At 67.8% G+C, this 16,637-nt stretch carries 21 protein-coding genes; 8 read left to right on the forward strand and 13 right to left on the reverse strand.

The window, feature by feature from the left end; all coding sequences use genetic code 11:
• Nucleotides 1-16: 16 nt before the first annotated feature.
• Nucleotides 17-256, forward strand: coding sequence for a hypothetical protein (locus OEZ60_RS08090; RefSeq protein ID WP_263334895.1), 240 nt, complete (start codon nucleotides 17-19; stop codon nucleotides 254-256).
• Between the two features lie 155 nt (nucleotides 257-411).
• Here OEZ60_RS08090 and OEZ60_RS08095 read toward each other — a convergent pair whose 3' ends face one another.
• Complete coding sequence (locus OEZ60_RS08095) at nucleotides 412-1,524, reverse strand: RelA/SpoT domain-containing protein (RefSeq protein WP_263334897.1); 1,113 nt, start codon at nucleotides 1,522-1,524, stop codon at nucleotides 412-414.
• A gap of 212 nt (nucleotides 1,525-1,736) precedes the next feature.
• Here OEZ60_RS08095 and OEZ60_RS08100 point away from each other — a divergent pair, with 212 nt between their 5' ends.
• Genes OEZ60_RS08100 through OEZ60_RS08110 form a run of 3 tightly spaced genes read left to right on the forward strand, consistent with a single transcriptional unit; the run spans nucleotide 1,737 to nucleotide 3,741 of the window.
• Nucleotides 1,737-2,018 carry a helix-turn-helix domain-containing protein gene (locus OEZ60_RS08100; protein WP_263334899.1) on the forward strand — a complete coding sequence of 94 codons (282 nt, stop codon included), beginning with the start codon at nucleotides 1,737-1,739 and terminating at the stop codon, nucleotides 2,016-2,018.
• A 3-nt stretch (nucleotides 2,019-2,021) separates the two neighbouring features.
• Nucleotides 2,022-3,248 (forward strand): FAD-dependent monooxygenase, encoded by a 1,227-nt coding sequence (locus tag OEZ60_RS08105; RefSeq protein ID WP_263334900.1) that lies wholly within the window; start codon nucleotides 2,022-2,024, stop codon nucleotides 3,246-3,248.
• Nucleotides 3,249-3,291: 43 nt separating this feature from the next.
• Nucleotides 3,292-3,741: a MaoC family dehydratase gene (locus OEZ60_RS08110; protein ID WP_263334902.1), complete on the forward strand. Its 450-nt coding sequence runs from the start codon at nucleotides 3,292-3,294 to the stop codon at nucleotides 3,739-3,741.
• A 57-nt stretch (nucleotides 3,742-3,798) separates the two neighbouring features.
• Here OEZ60_RS08110 and OEZ60_RS08115 read toward each other — a convergent pair whose 3' ends face one another.
• Both OEZ60_RS08115 and OEZ60_RS08120 read right to left on the reverse strand, forming a co-directional pair.
• Nucleotides 3,799-3,987 (reverse strand): hypothetical protein, encoded by a 189-nt coding sequence (locus OEZ60_RS08115; RefSeq protein WP_263334905.1) that lies wholly within the window; start codon nucleotides 3,985-3,987, stop codon nucleotides 3,799-3,801.
• A gap of 139 nt (nucleotides 3,988-4,126) precedes the next feature.
• On the reverse strand, nucleotides 4,127-5,089 hold the full coding sequence (locus OEZ60_RS08120) for a LysR family transcriptional regulator (RefSeq protein WP_263334908.1): 963 nt from the start codon (nucleotides 5,087-5,089) through the stop codon (nucleotides 4,127-4,129).
• Between the two features lie 132 nt (nucleotides 5,090-5,221).
• Between OEZ60_RS08120 and OEZ60_RS08125 the strand changes: the two genes are divergently transcribed.
• Nucleotides 5,222-5,542: a hypothetical protein gene (locus OEZ60_RS08125; protein ID WP_263334909.1), complete on the forward strand. Its 321-nt coding sequence runs from the start codon at nucleotides 5,222-5,224 to the stop codon at nucleotides 5,540-5,542.
• Nucleotides 5,543-5,576: 34 nt separating this feature from the next.
• Here OEZ60_RS08125 and OEZ60_RS08130 read toward each other — a convergent pair whose 3' ends face one another.
• The 5 genes from OEZ60_RS08130 to dapD form a co-directional block, all read right to left on the reverse strand.
• The gene (locus OEZ60_RS08130; RefSeq protein ID WP_263334911.1) at nucleotides 5,577-5,759 is read right to left on the reverse strand and encodes a Trm112 family protein; all 183 of its coding nucleotides are present in this window, start codon (nucleotides 5,757-5,759) and stop codon (nucleotides 5,577-5,579) included.
• Nucleotides 5,756-6,394 carry an LON peptidase substrate-binding domain-containing protein gene (locus tag OEZ60_RS08135; protein ID WP_263334913.1) on the reverse strand — a complete coding sequence of 213 codons (639 nt, stop codon included), beginning with the start codon at nucleotides 6,392-6,394 and terminating at the stop codon, nucleotides 5,756-5,758. Before OEZ60_RS08135 ends, OEZ60_RS08130 begins: the two co-directional genes overlap by 4 nt.
• Before the next feature lie 27 nt (nucleotides 6,395-6,421).
• Complete coding sequence (gene trxA / locus OEZ60_RS08140; RefSeq protein WP_263334915.1) at nucleotides 6,422-7,330, reverse strand: thioredoxin; 909 nt, start codon at nucleotides 7,328-7,330, stop codon at nucleotides 6,422-6,424.
• A 144-nt stretch (nucleotides 7,331-7,474) separates the two neighbouring features.
• A complete protein-coding gene (locus OEZ60_RS08145) occupies nucleotides 7,475-7,807 on the reverse strand; it encodes a hypothetical protein (RefSeq protein WP_263334916.1) in 333 nt (110 codons plus the stop codon).
• Nucleotides 7,808-7,889: 82 nt separating this feature from the next.
• Entirely contained in the window at nucleotides 7,890-8,717 is an 828-nt protein-coding gene (gene dapD / locus OEZ60_RS08150; RefSeq protein WP_263334918.1) for a 2,3,4,5-tetrahydropyridine-2,6-dicarboxylate N-succinyltransferase, read from the reverse strand.
• Nucleotides 8,718-8,884: 167 nt separating this feature from the next.
• On the opposite strand from dapD, the gene OEZ60_RS08155 reads away from it, so the two are divergent.
• Nucleotides 8,885-9,751, forward strand: coding sequence for an LOG family protein (locus OEZ60_RS08155; protein WP_263334920.1), 867 nt, complete (start codon nucleotides 8,885-8,887; stop codon nucleotides 9,749-9,751).
• 9 nt (nucleotides 9,752-9,760) lie between these two features.
• Here OEZ60_RS08155 and OEZ60_RS08160 read toward each other — a convergent pair whose 3' ends face one another.
• From OEZ60_RS08160 to OEZ60_RS08180, 5 genes are all read right to left on the reverse strand, one after another.
• Nucleotides 9,761-11,332, reverse strand: a complete 1,572-nt coding sequence (locus OEZ60_RS08160) for a 5-guanidino-2-oxopentanoate decarboxylase (protein WP_263334921.1) — start codon at nucleotides 11,330-11,332, stop codon at nucleotides 9,761-9,763.
• Between the two features lie 2 nt (nucleotides 11,333-11,334).
• On the reverse strand, nucleotides 11,335-12,519 hold the full coding sequence (locus OEZ60_RS08165) for a pyridoxal phosphate-dependent aminotransferase (RefSeq protein ID WP_263334923.1): 1,185 nt from the start codon (nucleotides 12,517-12,519) through the stop codon (nucleotides 11,335-11,337).
• Entirely contained in the window at nucleotides 12,516-13,160 is a 645-nt protein-coding gene (locus OEZ60_RS08170; RefSeq protein ID WP_263334925.1) for a TetR/AcrR family transcriptional regulator, read from the reverse strand. Before OEZ60_RS08170 ends, OEZ60_RS08165 begins: the two co-directional genes overlap by 4 nt.
• 92 nt (nucleotides 13,161-13,252) lie before the next feature.
• Nucleotides 13,253-14,074 (reverse strand): methyltransferase domain-containing protein, encoded by an 822-nt coding sequence (locus OEZ60_RS08175; protein ID WP_263334926.1) that lies wholly within the window; start codon nucleotides 14,072-14,074, stop codon nucleotides 13,253-13,255.
• 61 nt (nucleotides 14,075-14,135) lie between these two features.
• Entirely contained in the window at nucleotides 14,136-14,381 is a 246-nt protein-coding gene (locus OEZ60_RS08180) for a hypothetical protein (RefSeq protein ID WP_263334928.1), read from the reverse strand.
• An 84-nt stretch (nucleotides 14,382-14,465) separates the two neighbouring features.
• Between OEZ60_RS08180 and OEZ60_RS08185 the strand changes: the two genes are divergently transcribed.
• Nucleotides 14,466-15,179 (forward strand): ArsR/SmtB family transcription factor, encoded by a 714-nt coding sequence (locus OEZ60_RS08185; protein ID WP_263334930.1) that lies wholly within the window; start codon nucleotides 14,466-14,468, stop codon nucleotides 15,177-15,179.
• 91 nt (nucleotides 15,180-15,270) lie between these two features.
• Nucleotides 15,271-16,635 carry a tetratricopeptide repeat protein gene (locus OEZ60_RS08190; protein WP_263334932.1) on the forward strand — a complete coding sequence of 455 codons (1,365 nt, stop codon included), beginning with the start codon at nucleotides 15,271-15,273 and terminating at the stop codon, nucleotides 16,633-16,635.
• The last annotated feature ends 2 nt before the right edge of the window (nucleotides 16,636-16,637 follow it).

The following is a 16,637-nucleotide window of genomic DNA, read 5'->3' on the forward strand; positions in this document are numbered from 1 at the left end:
CTTATTGGAGTGGTAGATGACGTTCACCAAGGCATGCAGAATTGTCGCAACTCTGGCCGTCGCCTTCGGCCTGTTGCGGCTCGGAATGGGGTTTGGCCTTGCCTTTGGGATGGGCGAGGGTGCCGACTTGTCCGGCTACATCGGCAACAAGACCACCGGACAGGTGATCAATCAGGGCATCTACGCGGTGCTTTTCGGGGTCGCCTTGGGCACACTGGCGGACATTAGCCGCGCACTGCAATCAAAGGCTAGATGAGGCTAACTCGCCGGCTTTGAATCGGCATGCTTTCCCGATGCCCGAATAGAGTACAAACGAAGACGCCGGGCGTTAATGAAGTAATACCCAAATTAACAGCTGGTCCCAACTCTTTCTTGCAGGTCCGGATCTATAAGTGCGTGCCTTTCGATGTGTTAGGGACTCGCGACGGCAACCTCTGCCTCTTGCTGTAATATTTCGACGAAATCAATAGGGTCATTGAAATAGTTTCGATAAGCGGATCTTAACTGCTTTGGCTTATCTGCACGAACGTAAACAGCGTTCAGGCTGAGGCCGGAATTTTCCAATTCAGTTGCTTTGTTGATGGCTTCTGCTGCGTTTCTAAAGGGGATAACTTCCAGGTCGGGTGTTCCATCTTCTCGTTTGAAAATGTTCAAAACATTATGTTTTTGCAGTTTCTCCTCGTCCTCAAATTGCTTCAATACAGAAAGCCTCTGTAGTATCCCCAATTCCGTTTCTAAGCTTTGAAGTTCCTGTTGTAATTCCGCCGTCGAGAGGTTTTGAAATGCTTTCACCAGGTTCTCGTGCTTGCGAGCGATTACCTCACTAGCAATGGAGAAAAACCGACCCCTCTTGGTCTGATCCATCTCAAACTTTGTCCTCTCGCCATCGAGGAGATCCGAGATTTCGACCGCAGTTGCCCATGCATGCTGCGCACGTGTTCTGTACTGTACCTCCACTAAAAGTCCGTCCCATGGCTTTCTGTTTTCCCGGCGCTCACTACCCCGCGGAAGATGGCGATACACATCGTGAATTCCACGATATCCCGTAAACTTAGGTTTTTCGATGTAGTCGTATTTTGATTTATCATAACGCAGTTCGTGTTTAACGTTTTTTGATACAGCCCCCGAATGCATATATTCTCTAAAATCTGTAAGCTCCTCTAATGTTGAAAAGATCATGCGACAGCCGGCAAAGTCATGCATTGCAGAAACGTCTGCAATTAATAGGTCTCCAGCCGCATTTTTTCTTCTTAACTTATCTATTACCGTGTTTCGGCGTTTTAGACGCTGCGCAAATTCAACTTCGTGTTCTCGCTTGTTTATATGTCTTTTGATCCATGTTTGAAATGTATTGATCACATATCCATGTGACGCGCGCCATTGGTCCACAATCTCGTAGTCTGCAGGTGCGGCGTTGCCATTTGCGATAGCAACGCCCGCGCGACGAACGGCACTCTTGTTTTCGGGGGGCGGAGGATAGATGGACATGTGATTTTCTGCATCGGAAAATTTGAACCCGATCACGTCGTATTCTTCTCCGATTGTCAAGTCGGCAAACTAAGCAATCTTGGGTTGAGCCACTTCCTTGTCCAGAAAAGTTCACCTACGACCCGCGCGGGCGGGGCGGCACCCTACTTCCCCATCCGCGACTCCTTGAGCCGCTTCAGCCCGGCGTTGCGCGCCCGTTTCGTCCTGTCCTCCGCCGCCGCCGCCTCGGCCGCCTCCTTCGCCGCGAGGTGGTCCATGAGCTCGCGGCCAAGGGCACCTCGTATCGCCAGATCAAGGACGAGGAGCGGCGGAGCGTCGCGGTTAAGCTCGTGTCGGAAACCCGGACCCCGTTTGCCGACATCGCGCAGCGGGTCGGGTTTTCCAGCCTGCCGGCGCTCGACCGGGCGTTCCGGCACTGGACCGGCAGGACCCCGACGGCATTTCGCGCCGAGAGCCTCACGGCGGATCCCGGCGCCGCCGGGGCCGGGAATGTGACGCATGGACAATCCCGCGCCGGAGCGGATAGTTGAGCGATGACCTACGATGCGGACGTGATCATTACCGGCGGCGGGCTGAACGGCCCGGCCCTTGGGCTTGCGCTGGCGCAGGCGGGGCTGACGGTCGCGGTGATCGACGCCCAGCCGGCACGGGCGCGGGCCGAGAGCAATTTCGACGGCCGCGCCTATGCGCTCGCCATCGCCTCGAAGCGGCTTCTGGCGGCGACCGGCGTCTGGGACCGGGTCGCGGCCGCGGCCCAGCCGATCCTGGAGATCAAGGCGAGCGACGGGCGGCCCGGCGAGGGCCCCGCGCCGTTCTTCCTGCATTTCGAGGCGGCCGAGATCGAGGAAGGCCCGATGGGCTTCATGCTCGAGGACCGGCACCTCTATGCCGCCTTCCTCGCCGCGATGGAGGCGGAGGCGAACCTCACCCATCTGCCCGCCACCACGGTGACCGCGCAGGAGCCGGGCGCGGCGGGCGTCACGGTCACGCTCTCGGACGGCCGGACGCTGAACGCGCGGGTGCTCGCGGGCTGCGACGGGCGCGCCTCGGGCACCGCCGTCCGGGCCGGGATCAGCCGCACCGGCTGGGGCTACGGCCAGACCGCAATCGTCTGCGCGGTGGCGCATGAGCGCCCGCATGGCGGCATCGCGCAGCAGTTCTTCATGCCCTCGGGACCGCTGGCGATCCTGCCGCTGAAGGGCAACCGCTCTTCGATCGTCTGGAGCGAGACCGACGCCGCCGCCCGCGCCATCGCCGAGCTGAACGACGCCGACTTCCTCGAGGTGCTGCGGCCGCGCTTCGGCGACTTCCTCGGCGAGATCGAGCTGGCGGGCGGGCGCTTCACCTATCCGCTGAACCTCACGCTCGCGACGAGCTACACCGCGCCGCGGCTGGCGCTCGTCGGCGATGCGGCGCACGGGGTCCATCCGATCGCCGGTCAAGGACTCAACCTTGGGTTCCGCGACGTCGGCGCACTGGCGGAGGTGCTGGTCGACGCCCATCGCCGCGGCGAAGATATCGGCGCGAGCGACGTGCTCGACCGCTACCAGAGCTGGCGGCGCTTCGATTCGACCGCGCTGGCGCTTGGCATGGACGGGGTAAACCGGCTGTTTTCGAACGACAATCCTCTGCTGCGCGCGGCCCGCGATGTCGGCATGGGGCTCGTCGGCAGCGTGCCGGGCCTGCGCCGCGCCTTCATCCGCCAGGCGGCGGGGCTGGCGGGCGATCCGCCGCGGCTGTTGCGCGGGCAGAGGCTTTGACCGCAAGCTGGGCGGAAGCGGGGCGCAGAAGCGGAGGACGGCAATGGCGGACACGGCTGCAGGCTGGACGGGCGTGATCAAGGGCAAGCCCGCCCCGGGGCAGGTCGCGACGCGGTGTCGCACGACCCGCATGGAGGACATCGCCGCCTTCACCGACATGACCGGCGACCGCAACCCGGTCCATTACGACGAGGCGCTGGCCCGGAAGACCCGTTTCGGCAAGCTGATCGTCCAGGGTGGCGTCATCACCGGCATCCTCAATGCTTGCGTCGCCGAGGACCTGCCGGGGCCGGGCACGGTGTTTCTCAACACCAACCTGAATTTCAGGAAGGCGGTCGGCGTGAACGAGACCATCACCGGGCGCGTCGAGGTCGTGTCGGTGCGCGACGACAAGCCGATCTGCGAGTTGAAGGTATCGGTGCTGGACGCCGGGGGCGAGGTCTGCGTCGAGGGCTCGGCGACGACCTACACGATGCCCCTCGAAGGGCTCTGAGCGGCACCCTCGCCGGGCCGGAGCCTGGCGGCGGCCGGAAACGGCGGTCCCGGTGGCTCAGGCGTTGAGCAGCGCGTGGAGGCGGCGGAGTACGCCGGGCTGCTTTGCGAGATCGACGGTATCGGACCAGAGACCCTGCAGTTCGCGGATGGCCTCGTCACGCGCTTTCTCCGCGCCGGGATAGAGCGGCGCAACGAAGGGGCCGCTGACAACTGCAAGGTGGGACGCTTGTCTTTCGAGTTTCATCACCAGTCTCCTCAGACTGTCATCTCGGTTAACCATGCGCCCGAATCCCGGCATCGGGATGGCAGGACCGTGCCGACCGTGGAGCCATTTCGCGGCCCATTGCGGCGGCGCCGGTTGCGCGGACGGCTCGATCCGGCGGTCAGGTCGCTTCGCGCGGCAGGAAGTTCCGGGCCGATGTCTTGCCGCGCAACCCGCCCCAGAGATCGGCCTCGGCACCGAGCGCCTCGTAGAGGAACGCCATCATCGCCCGGACCCTTGCGGCGTTGCGCAGGTCGGGGTGGGTCAGCACCCAGAGCTCCATGTCGAGGTTGCGGATCGGGTCCGAAATCCGCAGGAGCCGGGGGTCGGCGTCGCCGACGTAGCAGGGCAGGAAGGTGAGCCCGAGCCCCTCGGCGGCGGCGTTCTGGACCGCGCGCGAGGCGCGGCACTGGAAGACCGCGCGGTCCTCGCCCTCCTCCCTCGTCTTCCAGACCGTCGGCACGAGCCAGGGCGCGGTACCCTCGATCAGGCAGAACGGATGCTCGGCGAGCGGGCGGTCGGGCGCGGACGCTAGGTAGCTCTCGGTCGCGTAGAGCGCGAAGCGGAAGGCACAGATCTTGCGGCCGAAGCTGGTCTCGGGCGGGGCCCTGGTGGCGCGGATCGCGATCTCGGCCTCGCGCCGGTTGAGGTCGAGGGCGCCGTGGCCGGGGGTCACGTCGATCTGGATGTCGGGATGGTGGGCGAGGAAGCGCGCGACGAGGCCGGGCGCGTGATCCTCGGCGAAGGCCTCGGGGCAGGTGATCCGCAGCCGCCCGCTCAGCCGCGCGTCCTGCCCGAAGACCTCGAGCCCGAGCGCGTGGAACTCGCCCTCGATCCGCTCGGCATAGTCCATCGCGGTGCGGCCAGCATCGGTCATCATGTAGCCGTGGTCGAAGCGGTCGAAGAACCGCACGCCGGTCTTTTCCTCGATCGCGTTGATGTTGCGGAAGACCGTGCTGTGGGTCTTGCCGAGAAGCCGCGCGGCGCCGGAGAGGCTCTGCGCCCGGCAGATCGCGAGGATGATCGCGAGGTCGCTCCATTCGAGCGCGCGCTGCGTGGCCTGCAAGTCGGTGGTCTTCGGCATCGTCCGGGGCCTGTCCATTCCTGCAAACCGGGCTTTCGGGATTGGCGAATTCCCGGTCGCCCCCGAGCATGGCAGGTTTTTCTCAAGACCGGAACGGCCCGGTCGCCCCCACGTAAACCAGGGAGAGAGACGATGTTCATCCAGTTCGTGCAGTTCGAAACGACGCTGACGGAAGCCGAGGTCATGGCGATCGCCGAGGAGCGTGCGCCGCAGTTCCGCGCCATCGAGGGGCTTGTGCAGAAGTTCTACCTGAAGCTGGGCAAGCCCAACCATTACGGCGGGTTCTACATCTGGGCGTCGCGCGAGGCGATGGCGGCGTTCCGTCAATCCGAACTCGCCCGGACGATCCCCTCCGCCTACCGGGTCGTCGGCGCCCCGGATGTGGATATCCATGAGTTGCTCTTTCCGCTGCGTGACGACGCCGCACTCGCGCCCGGCGCCACAGCCGCCTGAAACCCCGGCGCCGCCCCCGGGCGGCGCCATCACCTCAGCCGATCTTGCGCGCCTCGCTCACCAGCATGATCGGGATGCCGCCGCGGATCGGAAAGGCGAGACCGGCGCGCTTGGAGATCAGCTCCTGGCGCTCGGCATCGTAGGAGAGCGGCGCCTGCGTCAGCGGACAGACCAGCGCCTCCAGCATCCGCCGGTCGACCTTCACCTCGTCGTTCATTGCATCATCTCCTCGCCGCCGCCGCGCAGCGCATACTCCATCAGCGTCACCAGCGTCTCGCGCCGGGTCGCAAGCGACGGCGCCTCGAGGAGCGCTTGCTTGTCCTCGGGCTCGAACGGGCAGAGCATCGAGAGCGAGTTGATCAGGAGCTCGTCCTCGGCATCTTTCAGGCTGTCCCAGTCGGTCGAGAGCTGCTCGGCCTCGAAGAAGCGCCGCAGGAGCGCGAGGAAATCGTCGCGGTCGAAGCCCGCGTCATGCTCGGCCGGCCCGCGGTCGCGCGAAAAGCCATCCCAGCTCACCTCGGCCGAGAGATAGGGCGCGAAGCCCGAGATCTCGCGCGTCAGCCGGAAGCGCGAGACGCCGGTGAGCGTGATCATGTAGCGCCCGTCATCGGTCTCGGAAAACCCGGTGACGCGCCCGGCGCAGCCGATCGCGGCCAGAAGCGGCTGGCCGTCGGGGCCGGGACGGGGCTGGATCATCCCGATCAGCCGGTGGCGGGTCTTCAGCGTGTCCTCGAGCATCGCGAGGTAGCGCGGCTCGAAAATCTGCAGGGGCAGCCGGGCGCGGGGCAAGAGAAGCGCCCCCGGCAGCGGGAAGAGCGGGATCTTGTCCGGCAGGTCGCCATGGAGCTTCATGCACCCGATCCTAGCGGCTTGACGCCATCAGGCAAAGATCATCGACGAGAGTTTCCGGCGCCCCTTGAGCACGATCGGATCGGTCGGCTTCAAGGCCTCGAAGATGGTGAAGAGCTGCGTCTTGGCCGCGCCGTCGTTCCACTCGCGGTCACGGCGGAAAAGCTCCAGCAGCTCCTCGACCGCGCCCTCGACCTTGCCGGCGGCATGGAGCGCCTGGGCGAGGTCGAACCGCGCCTCGTGGTCGTCGGGATGCGAGAGCACCCGGTCGAGCAGCTCCGCGACCGGGCCGGCATTGGCGGCCTGCCGGGCGAGCGCCAGCTGGGCGCGGGCGGCCTCGATCTCGGCCGCGTTGGCGATCGCGGCCGGCACCGCAGAGAGCAGCCCCTCGGCCTCATCCTTGCTGCCGGCGGCGAGATGGGCGCGCACCAGCCCGCCATAGGCGCGGGCATTCTCCGGCTCCTCGCCGAGGATCGCGGCGAAGGTCTCGGCGGCATCCACCGCGACCCCTTCGGCAAGCATCTGCTCGGCCGCGTCGAGCGCCTCGGAGAGCCCGCCGTCCCCGGCAAGCCCGGCGAGCCGGTCGACGAAGGCCTTGATCTCGGAGCCCTGGACCGCGCCCTGAAACCCGTCCACCGGCTTACCCTCCCAGAAGGCGTAGACGGTCGGGATCGACTGGATACGCAGCTGCGCCGCGATCATCTGGTTCTCGTCCACATTGACCTTGGCCATGCGAACCTTGCCCTTGGCCGCGGTCACCGCGGCTTCGAGCGCCGGCCCGAGCGTCTTGCAGGGTCCGCACCAGGGCGCCCAGAAGTCGACGATCACCGGCACCTCGCGGCTCGCCTCGATGACTTCCTTCATGAAATCCGCCTCGGTCACGTCGCGGATCAGGTCGCCGGCCGCCGGAGCGTCCTGTTTCTGGCTGAATTCGAGCATGTCTGCCCCCGTTGTCTCGTGTCGCCTCCTATATGAGCGCCCGGGGCCGAAAGGCCAAGAGGCATCCGCCACCCCGCCCGGCTCTTTCATCTTGCCCGAAGTATCCCCGCCGGAGGCATCCGCCGCCCAGCCCGGGGCGATGGCTCAGCCCTTGTCGAAGAACGGCGTCACCTGCGCCACGATCACCGAGTTCTCGGCGAGCGCACGCTCCATCAGCGCGCGCTCGTCGTCTTCGATCTCGTGGCCCTGGGCCGCGCGTTCTTCGGCGGTGCCGTAGCCGGTGACATCCAGCGGCGCCATGTCGGCCTGCTTGAGGATCGCCACCGTCTCGCGCACCGCCTCGTCCTCGTCGACGCCCGAGGCATAGATCATCAGCGCCGCGCCACTCGCGCCCTTGGGCAGGCCGTCACCGGACTTTCGGCCGACCTCGACAACGAGGGTGTAGACCTGCTGGGGTCGTTTCGGCTTCTCGGTCATTTTGCTCTCCAACCGCGCCCACCGAAAATCCTTCAAGGATCTTCGGGAAGAAAATTACTGAATTTTCTTCCCGCGCCCGGCCTCAGTCCCGCAGGAGATCGTTGATCGAGGTCTTGGCCCGGGTCTGGGCGTCGACCTTCTTCACGATCACCGCACAGTAGAGGTTGATGCCGCCCTTCGAAGGCATCGAACCCGCGACGACGACCGACCCCGCCGGCACCTCGCCGTAGAAGACATCGCCGGTCTCGCGGTCGACGATCTTCGTCGACTTGCCGATGAAGACGCCCATGCCGAGCACCGAGCCCTCGCGGATGATACAGCCCTCGACGACCTCCGACCGGGCGCCGATGAAGCAGTTGTCCTCGATGATCGTCGGGCCGGCCTGCATCGGCTCCAGCACGCCGCCGATGCCGACGCCGCCGGAAAGGTGGACGTTCTTGCCGATCTGGGCGCAGGAGCCGACGGTGGCCCAGCCATCGACCATCGAGCCCTCATCGACATAGGCGCCGATGTTGACGAAGGAGGGCATCAGCACCACGCCCTTGCCGATGAAGGCCGAGCGGCGGACGATCGAGCCCGGCACCGCGCGGAAGCCCGCGGCGCGCCATTCATGCTCGCCCCAGCCGTGGAACTTCGAGGGCACCTTGTCCCACCAGGTGGTGCCGCCGTTGCCGCCGGAGATCGGCTCCATGTCGTTCAGCCGGAACGACAGCAGAACCGCCTTCTTGGCCCACTGGTTCACATGCCAGTTGCCGTCGGACTGGCGCTCGGCGACGCGGAGCTTGCCGCTGTCGAGCGCGGTCAGCGTCGCCTCGATCGCCTCGCGGGTTTCGCCCCCGGTCGCGGTCGTGATCGTGTCGCGCGCCTCCCAGGCGGCTTCGATGGCGGTCTCAAGTGCGGCATTGGACATGGGCGTTCCCTCGGAATCTGACGTCGCGTGACCATGGCCTATAGGGCGGCTCGGCCCGCGAAGCAATGCGACCATGCGCGTCACAGTTGCGCCATCTTGCGCGGCCATGCTGGCATCCAGCCCGCAAAGGGGCTACGCCTTTGGGTAACAGGACCTCGAGGACGCTCATGAAAGAAGATCCCCGCCGCCACCCGTTCCGCCACAGCCACCAGGATGTGGAGACCGCCGACCGCATTCCCGACACGCCGCAGACCCGCGCCCCGGCCTACCGGCTCGCCTTCACCGATCCCGACTTCATGTGCCGCGAGGAGCTGCGCCCCGTGCGCCTGCAGCTCGAGCTTCTGAAGCCGCAGATGATCATGGACGAGCGCGGCATCGAGTCGACGATCGTGATGATGGGCAGCGCGCGTATCCCCGATCCGACCGGCACCGCCGAGCAGCCCGAGCCGCCGGTGATCGAGACCGCCGCGGGCGGCAAGACCGAGGCGGCGACCGGCGCCGCGGCGCTCGCGAAATGGTACGACGAGGCGAGGAAGCTCGCCCGGATCATGACCGAGAAGAGCCTCAGGAGCTACGGCCGCGAGGACGTGATCGTGACCGGCGGCGGCCCCGGCATCATGGAGGCCGGGAACCGCGGCGCGGTGGACGCGGGCGGCCATTCGATCGGGCTCAACATCGTCCTGCCGCACGAGCAGGCGCCGAACGTTTATGTAACGCCCGACCTCTGCTTCAACTTCCACTACTTCGCGATCCGCAAGATGCATTTCCTGATGCGCGCGAAGGCGATCTGCATCTTCCCCGGCGGGTTCGGCACATTGGACGAGATGTTCGAGAGCCTGACGCTGATTCAGACCGGGCGGATGAAGAAGGTGCCGTTCCTCCTCTTCGGCCGCGCCTTCTGGGACAGCATCATCAACTGGCAGGCGCTGGCCGAAGCGGGCACGATCTCGCCCGAGGACCTGAGCCTCTTTTCCTTCGTCGAGAGCGCCGAGGAAGCGGTGGAGATCATCGAGGGCTGGCAGAACGGCTGCTAGGCGGCCGGTTCAGCCGGCCTCGATCTCGATCATCACCGGCCCGTCGGGGCGGCGCAGGTCCCTCAGCGCCCCGGCCACCGCCTCGGGCGCCATCGCGACGCGGGCGAAGGGCATGGCGCAGGACTGCGCGACGGCGGCGAAATCGGGCGGCGTCGGGTGGCAGCCGGTGACGGCGACGCCGACGCGCGCCATCGAATCCGCGATCTCCTGATAGGCGTGGTTGTTCCAGATCAGGAAGGCGATCGGCAGCTTCTCGTCCACCGCGGTCATCAACTCGGGCAGGGAGAACTGCGCGCCGCCGTCGCCGGCGAGGCAGACGACCGGCGCGTCGGGGTCGGCGAGGGCCGCGCCGATCGCGGCCGGGATCGCGAAGCCGAGCGCGCCGAAGCCGGTCGCGGCGTTGAACCATCCGCCGGGGCGGTCGTGGTCGTAAAGAAGATTGCCGGCGTAGATCGCTTGCGTCGAGTCGCCGACGAAGATCGCGCCCGGAACCGTGTCGCGCACCGCTTCGAGGATGGCAAGTTGCGGCAGCATCACCGGGTCGAGCCCGGCGCGGGCGGCGTCGATTGCCTCAGCCGCGCGCGTCGCGCCGTCACGGGGCGCGCGTTCCGGCAGCGCCCCGGTCAGCGCCGGAAGCACCGCCTCGGCATGGCCGCGCAGCGCGATCTCCACCGGGTTGAGGGCAAGCTGCTCGGCCGAGATGTCGATCCGGACGAGCCGCGCCGGGACCGGCATCGCGCCGCCATACATCTCGTAGTCGGTGGGGCCGAACTCGGTGCCGACGGCGAGCACGACGTCGGCGGCGCGGATCAGGTCGCGCACCGGTTCGAGACAGGGATTGACCGGCACCGCGAGCGGGTGACGGTGCATCAGGCCGCGGGCGTTCACGGTCTGCACCACCGGTGCGTCGAGCCGTTCGGCAAGCGCGGTGAGCGCGGCGTCGGCGTGCCTGGCGCCGCCGCCGGCGAGGATCAGCGGGCGAACGGCCTGGCCGAGCGCCTCGGCGGCGCGGCGGATCGCATCAGGATCGGGCAGAACCGGCGCGGCATAGGCGGGCGCGGGGACCGGGAGCGCGGGCAGGCCCATCACGTCGAGCGGCACCTCGATATGGGCCGGGCCGGGCCGGTCGGAGGCGAAGCCCGCGAAGGCGCGGTCGAGGGCCGGGGCCAGCGCTTCGGCGCTCTCGACCCGGTCGGCGGTGCGGGCGACGAGCGCGGTCAGCCCGAGTTGGTCGGGCAGTTCGTGCAGGCAGCCGAGGCCACGCCCCAGCGTCGCCCGCCGGTTCACGCCCGAGATCACCAGCATCGGCACCGAATCCGCCCGCGCCTGGCCCATCGGCGTCAGCGTGTTGGTGACCCCCGGCCCGGTAATCACGAAGGCGACGCCGGGCTTACCCGAGACGCGGGCATAGCCGTCGGCCATGAAGCCCGCCCCCTGTTCGTGGCGTGGCGTGACATGGCGGATCGGCGAGCCCGCGAGCCCGCGGTAAAGCTCCACCGTGTGGACGCCGGGAATGCCGAACACCACGTTCACGCCGCGCGCCTCGAGCGCCTTCACAAGGGCTTCACCGATCGTCGTCACTTTCAGGCTCCTATCCGGCACTTGGCGTTGGCATGGGTCACGATCCGGTCGCAGGCGCGGCGGAAGCGGCCGTCATCGACGGTGAGCGCCACACGGACCCAGCCGGCGAGCGACTGGCCGAAGGCCGAGCCCGGCATCACCGCGACCCCGGATTCGATCAGGTCGAGCGCGTAGTTGCGGTCGCTCATGCCGGTAGCGGTGACGTCGATCAGCGCGAACATGCCCGCCTCGGGGCGGTGGACGCGGAGCCGCGTCTCCTGCGTAAGCCGTTCGGCGAGGTATTTCGCCCGCGCCGCGAAGCGGTGACGCATCCCCGCGGCGACCTCCGAGGGTCCGGAGACCGCGAGCGCGGTCATGTCGGCGATGAAGGGCTGGTTGCCGAAGAGCATGGATTCCGACAGGGGCAGCAGCCGTTCGGTGAAGGCGGCGGAACCGATACACCAGCCGGAGCGGAAACCGGGCGCGGCATGGGACTTGGAGATCGAGGAGACCACGACGACCCGCTCGGCGAGATCGGCGCGCGCGAGCGGCGAGGTGAAGGCAACGCCGTCGAAGACGAGCTCCTCGTAGACCTCGTCGACGATCAGCCAGAGATCGTGGGCAACCGCGAGGCGGCCGATGGCGTCGATATCCTCGGGGCGGAGCACCGCGCCGGTCGGATTGTGCGGCGTGTTGAGGAGCACCGCCCGCGTCCGCGGCGTGATCCGGGCCGCGATGTCCGCGGCGGCAATGCGGAAGCCGCGCTCGGGCCGGAGCGGCACCGGCACGAGCGCGGCACCGCTCGCGGCGACCACGGCCTCGTAGGTGGCGTACATCGGGTCGCCGACGAGGACCTCGGTGCCGGGCTCGGCGAGGCCCATCAGGACGGCGTAGAGCGCGGTCTGGGTGCCGGGGAAGCAGAGCACCTGATCGGCGCCGATCGGGCGGCCGGCGCTTTCCGTGTAGCGCGCGGCGAGCGCCTCGCGCAGCCCCTCCTCGCCGCGGCCGCTGGAATACTGGGTGCGGCCGGCACGCATCGCCGCCGTCGCCGCCTCGACCAGCTCAGCGGGGGCGGCGACGTCGGGATTGCCGATCGTCAGCTCGATCACGTCATGGCCCTGCCGGGCGCGGGCGCGGGCATGGGCATGGATCTCCCATTTCGCGCCTCCGAGACCGGAGAGGCGGTCGAGAACCGGGGAATACTTCATTGGGACGCCTCATCGCGCAAAAGGGAAAGACCAAGGATCGCGCCGACCGAGTCGCGGGCGATCCCTTCAAGCTCACTGGACCCGAAGGCCTCGGGCAGCGCACCGCCTTCGAGCCAGAGCCCGTCGATCACCGCGTTGCAGGCGATGGCGAGCCGCCGCGCCTCGGCCTCGGGCACGGGCCGGCCGGATTCGGCCAGCGCGTCGGACAGGAGCCCTTGCAGGAGGTCGCGGTAGCGCAGGTAGCTCTCGCGGTGGGTGGCGTGCATCGCCGGGTCGCGGCGGATCATGTGGATGAAGCCGGCCCAGAGCGAGACCGCGCGCGGGTCGGCGACCGGCGGCGTGACCGAGCCCGCGACGAAATGCGCGAGCCGCGCCCGCGCCGTGCCGGCGCCTCCAGCGGAGGCCTCGGAGGCTTCGGTCTGGGCCTGCATATGCGCCTCGTAAGCGGCGTTGACGAGCTCTTCCTTGGTCGAGAAATAGTGCCGGATCATGCCCTGGGTGAGCCCCGCCTCGGCGGCGATCGCGCGCACCGTGGCGGCCTGCGGACCGAACTCGGCAATCAGTTCCAGCGTCGCGCGGATCAGCGCCGCCCGACGGCTGTCGGGATCCTCGCGGGTGAAGCTGCGGCGCGGTTCGGACATCGGCTCCCCGGATTCGGTGTGGAAATTATACGCTTGCATAATTACCGGAACCGGAGGCGGCCACAACCGGAATCTGCGCCTCTCCGACGCTGTCAGGCGGGGCGGAACAGATAGGTGTAGTAGTTGCTCGATCCGAAGAACACGCCCTCTTCCGAGGCGGCAAGTTGCGCGTCGGCCCAGGCGTTGGCCTCGGCCTCGGTCATCACGCCCGAGCGCGGCCCGAGCACGCGGAGCCCCTCGACCGCGCTGACCCAGAAATCGGCGCGGCCAGCTTCGGTCAAGACGTAGGAGAACATGCGGTCGAGCACGAGGCCGTGGCGCTTGGCGATCCGCAACATCTGGCGCAGCACCCGCGGCTGGGTGACGAGCGCCTCGATCACCCGGTCGGAGTTTTGCCGCGACTGCTCTGGATCTGCTTCCTCGAAGGTGAGCGAGGCATAGTCGCCGTCATAGACCACGATCCTGCCGCCGGGCCGCACCACCCGCGCCATCTCGCCCAGAACCGCGCCGGGATCGTCGAGATGGCTGAAGAGTGTGTGGGCGATGACGGCGTCATAGCTGGCTTCGGCGAGGTTCAGCGAATGGGTGTCGCCCACCTCGAACCGGGTCCGCTCGCCTGCGCCCTCGTCGGCCGCGTACCGCCGCGCCGCGCGCACGAGGTAGTCGCTGAGGTCGATGCCGTGGCAAGTGCCGGCGAAATCCGGCCGGGCGCAGATCCGCCGCGAGACGAGGCCGGTGCCGCAGCCGAGGTCGAGGACCGAGGCGGCGCCGTCGATCTCCATCGCGTCGAGATAGTCGTCGAGCATGCCGACGAACGCGGCGTTCTTTCCCCGCGCCTCGAGCCGTGCCACCATCACGTCGAGCGTCGCCTCGTCGAGCCGGTCGGTGCCGTTCCAGGGATCGGTTCCAGCCATCGTTACCCCTCCTTCGTCATTGCGGTCACGTCGAAGGATAGCACGAAGCGCCGCGGCCCGCTCAGCGCCGCGCCGGTCCGCGACGGCGCGCGGAAAGCGCGTGGCGGATCCAGGCGACGGCCCTGGCGATGACCGCGCGCAGGCGGCGGCGACGCGCGGTCGAGGCCGCGCGGCGGCAGAGCCGCACCTGCGCCGCGCGGCGCGCGCGGTACTGGTCGAGCAGCACCTCGCGGCGCGACGGGGCGACGCCGCCCGTGCGCGGGTTCGACAGGTGGCGAAGGTGGAGATCGGTGTCGTCGTACAACATGGCAAGTCCTTTCTGACCTTGTGCTGGTGCCGGGATCGAGACTAGCCGGTTGAGCGGCGCCGACATTTCGGGTAAAACCGAAACATGAACGGACTCACCGCCATTGCCGAGGTTGCCTGGCTGATCGGGGATCCCGCACGCGCCAATATCCTTTACGCGCTGAGGGACGACGGCCATGTCTCGGCCGGCGACCTCGCGGAAGTGGCGGGACTCGCGCCCTCGACGACGAGCGGCCATCTCGCGCGGCTGGCCGAGGCCGGGCTGGTGCGGATCGACGCGCGCGGGCGCAAGCGCTTCTACAGCCTCGGCGATCCGGCAGTGGCCGAGATCCTCGAAGGCATCGAGGCGCTGGTGCGCAGGTTGTCGGACCGGGAACCAGAGCCCCTGCCCTGGGACCGGGGCCGGGTGCATTCGCGGATGTGCCTCGACCATCTCGCCGGGCGGCTCGGCGCGCAGCTCGCGGGCGCGGCGATCGGCAAGGACTATATCCGCCATTCGGCACGCGGCCTCGCGCTGACCGGGACCGGCGCGGCCTGGCTCGGTTCGCTCGGCGTCGATGTCGCCCGGATCGAGGCCGAGCCGCGGCGGTTCCTCGGGCTCTGCCCCGACTGGTCGCGACAGATGACGCATATCGGCGGCGCGGTCGGCGCGGCGATCTACCGCGGCCTCGTCGGCACCGGCTGGCTCAGGCGCGAGCCGGGGTCGGACCGTGTGGCGGTCACGCCGAAGGGCGTGGCGGGGTTCCGGGCGGAGTTCGGGCTGGATCTGAGAGAAGCGGCGGCCGGAGGCGCGGCCTAACCCGGCATGAGGCTGGCCAAGCCACCCGGTTCCGCCTAATGCTTTAGGGACAAAGCCGGACTTCCTGCCATCGCCTGCGAGGATCGACGCCATGTATCTTGACGCCAGAGGGCTGGTTCTTTCGACCAACAGCGGAAAGGCCGCGACCGCCTTCGACCATCTTGTCGCCGGTTACCTGACCCAGCGGGCCGATGCGGGCGAGCGGCTCGAGGCGGTGCTGGCCGCCGATCCGGACTTCGCGCTGGCGCAGTGCATGAAGGGCTATTTCGCGATGCTCGCCTTCAAGGAGGCGATGGTCCCCACCGCCGCCGAGCAGGCCCGCAAGGCGGCGGCGCTCTGCACGGACGTCACCGAGCGCGAGCGCAGCCATGTCGCGGCGCTGGCCGCCTGGGCGGAGGGCGATCTCGACCGCACGCTGGCGACCTGGGAGGCGATCCTGCGCGACCACCCGCTCGACGTCGTGGCCTTCCGTCTCGCGCATTTCCTCTACTTCTGGCTCGGCCGGCCCTATGAGATGGTGGCCTCGGTCGACCGCGTGCTTCCGGCCTGGTCGGAGGAGGTTCCGGGCTATTCGGCGATGCTCGCCTGCCATGCCTTCGCGCATGAGGAGGTCGGCGACTATGTCGCGGCGGAGCCGTCGGGGCGCAGGGCGATCGAGCTTGATCCCGGCGATCTCTGGGCGGCCCATGCCGTCGCCCATGTGATGGAGAGCCAGGGCCGCAGGAGCGAGGGCATCCGCTGGCTGACCGCGCTCGCGCCGAACTGGGAGGGCAGCCACAACATGCAGCACCACCTCTGGTGGCACTGCGCGCTCTTCAAGCTGGAGCATGGCGACCATGCCGGGGTGCTGGAGCTTTACGATACCCGGTTTCGCAACCTCAATGCGCCACTGACGGTCGCCTCGCCCGATGTCTATATCGACGTGCAGAACGCGGCCTCGATGCTGTTCCGGCTGCAGCGGCTGGGCGTTGATGTCGGCACCCGCTGGGTCGAGCTTGCCGACAAGGCCGAGGCGCGGATCGGCGACTGCGTGTCGGCCTTTACCCTGCCGCACTGGATGATGGCGCTTACGGCGACCGGCCGCACCGAGGCCGCCGGGCGCATGATCGAGGCGATGCGGGGCTTCGCCAAGGGACAGGGCACGCTGCCGCCCCTGGTGCGGGACTACGTGCTACCGATCTCGGAGGCCTTGCTGGCCCATGCCGCCGGGCACCACGACAGGGCGGTCGAGCTGATGCGCCCGGCGCTTGGCGGCATGTACCAGCTTGGCGGCAGCCATGCCCAGCAGGACGTGCTGGAACAGCTCTTCGTCGATGCCGCGCTGAAGGCCGGGAGCCTCGACGACGTCCGCCTCGTCGTGGAACGCGTCGCCGGGCGCCGAGCGATCCCGCCGGAACGCTTCCTCGGCTGGCGCGAGGCTGCGCGGCGCGCCGACCTTGCAGCACCCCTGGCCTGACC

Source organism: Albidovulum salinarum, from assembly GCF_025673475.1.
In the GTDB taxonomy this organism is placed as follows: Bacteria; Pseudomonadota; Alphaproteobacteria; order Rhodobacterales; family Rhodobacteraceae; genus Albidovulum; species Albidovulum salinarum.

Excerpts from the sequence above, each read along its gene's own strand:
- OEZ60_RS08090 (WP_263334895.1), top strand. The coding sequence starts at position 17 with ATGACGTTCACCAAGGCATGCAGAATTGTCGCAACTCTGGCCGTCGCC.
- OEZ60_RS08105 (WP_263334900.1), top strand. The coding sequence starts at position 2,022 with ATGACCTACGATGCGGACGTGATCATTACCGGCGGCGGGCTGAACGGC.
- OEZ60_RS08110 (WP_263334902.1), top strand. The coding sequence starts at position 3,292 with ATGGCGGACACGGCTGCAGGCTGGACGGGCGTGATCAAGGGCAAGCCC.
- OEZ60_RS08115 (WP_263334905.1), bottom strand. The coding sequence starts at position 3,987 with ATGAAACTCGAAAGACAAGCGTCCCACCTTGCAGTTGTCAGCGGCCCC.
- OEZ60_RS08120 (WP_263334908.1), bottom strand. The coding sequence starts at position 5,089 with ATGCCGAAGACCACCGACTTGCAGGCCACGCAGCGCGCGCTCGAATGG.
- OEZ60_RS08125 (WP_263334909.1), top strand. The coding sequence starts at position 5,222 with ATGTTCATCCAGTTCGTGCAGTTCGAAACGACGCTGACGGAAGCCGAG.
- OEZ60_RS08130 (WP_263334911.1), bottom strand. The coding sequence starts at position 5,759 with ATGAACGACGAGGTGAAGGTCGACCGGCGGATGCTGGAGGCGCTGGTC.
- OEZ60_RS08135 (WP_263334913.1), bottom strand. The coding sequence starts at position 6,394 with ATGAAGCTCCATGGCGACCTGCCGGACAAGATCCCGCTCTTCCCGCTG.
- trxA (WP_263334915.1), bottom strand. The coding sequence starts at position 7,330 with ATGCTCGAATTCAGCCAGAAACAGGACGCTCCGGCGGCCGGCGACCTG.
- OEZ60_RS08145 (WP_263334916.1), bottom strand. The coding sequence starts at position 7,807 with ATGACCGAGAAGCCGAAACGACCCCAGCAGGTCTACACCCTCGTTGTC.
- dapD (WP_263334918.1), bottom strand. The coding sequence starts at position 8,717 with ATGTCCAATGCCGCACTTGAGACCGCCATCGAAGCCGCCTGGGAGGCG.
- OEZ60_RS08155 (WP_263334920.1), top strand. The coding sequence starts at position 8,885 with ATGAAAGAAGATCCCCGCCGCCACCCGTTCCGCCACAGCCACCAGGAT.
- OEZ60_RS08165 (WP_263334923.1), bottom strand. The coding sequence starts at position 12,519 with ATGAAGTATTCCCCGGTTCTCGACCGCCTCTCCGGTCTCGGAGGCGCG.
- OEZ60_RS08170 (WP_263334925.1), bottom strand. The coding sequence starts at position 13,160 with ATGTCCGAACCGCGCCGCAGCTTCACCCGCGAGGATCCCGACAGCCGT.
- OEZ60_RS08175 (WP_263334926.1), bottom strand. The coding sequence starts at position 14,074 with ATGGCTGGAACCGATCCCTGGAACGGCACCGACCGGCTCGACGAGGCG.
- OEZ60_RS08180 (WP_263334928.1), bottom strand. The coding sequence starts at position 14,381 with ATGTTGTACGACGACACCGATCTCCACCTTCGCCACCTGTCGAACCCG.
- OEZ60_RS08185 (WP_263334930.1), top strand. The coding sequence starts at position 14,466 with ATGAACGGACTCACCGCCATTGCCGAGGTTGCCTGGCTGATCGGGGAT.
- OEZ60_RS08190 (WP_263334932.1), top strand. The coding sequence starts at position 15,271 with ATGTATCTTGACGCCAGAGGGCTGGTTCTTTCGACCAACAGCGGAAAG.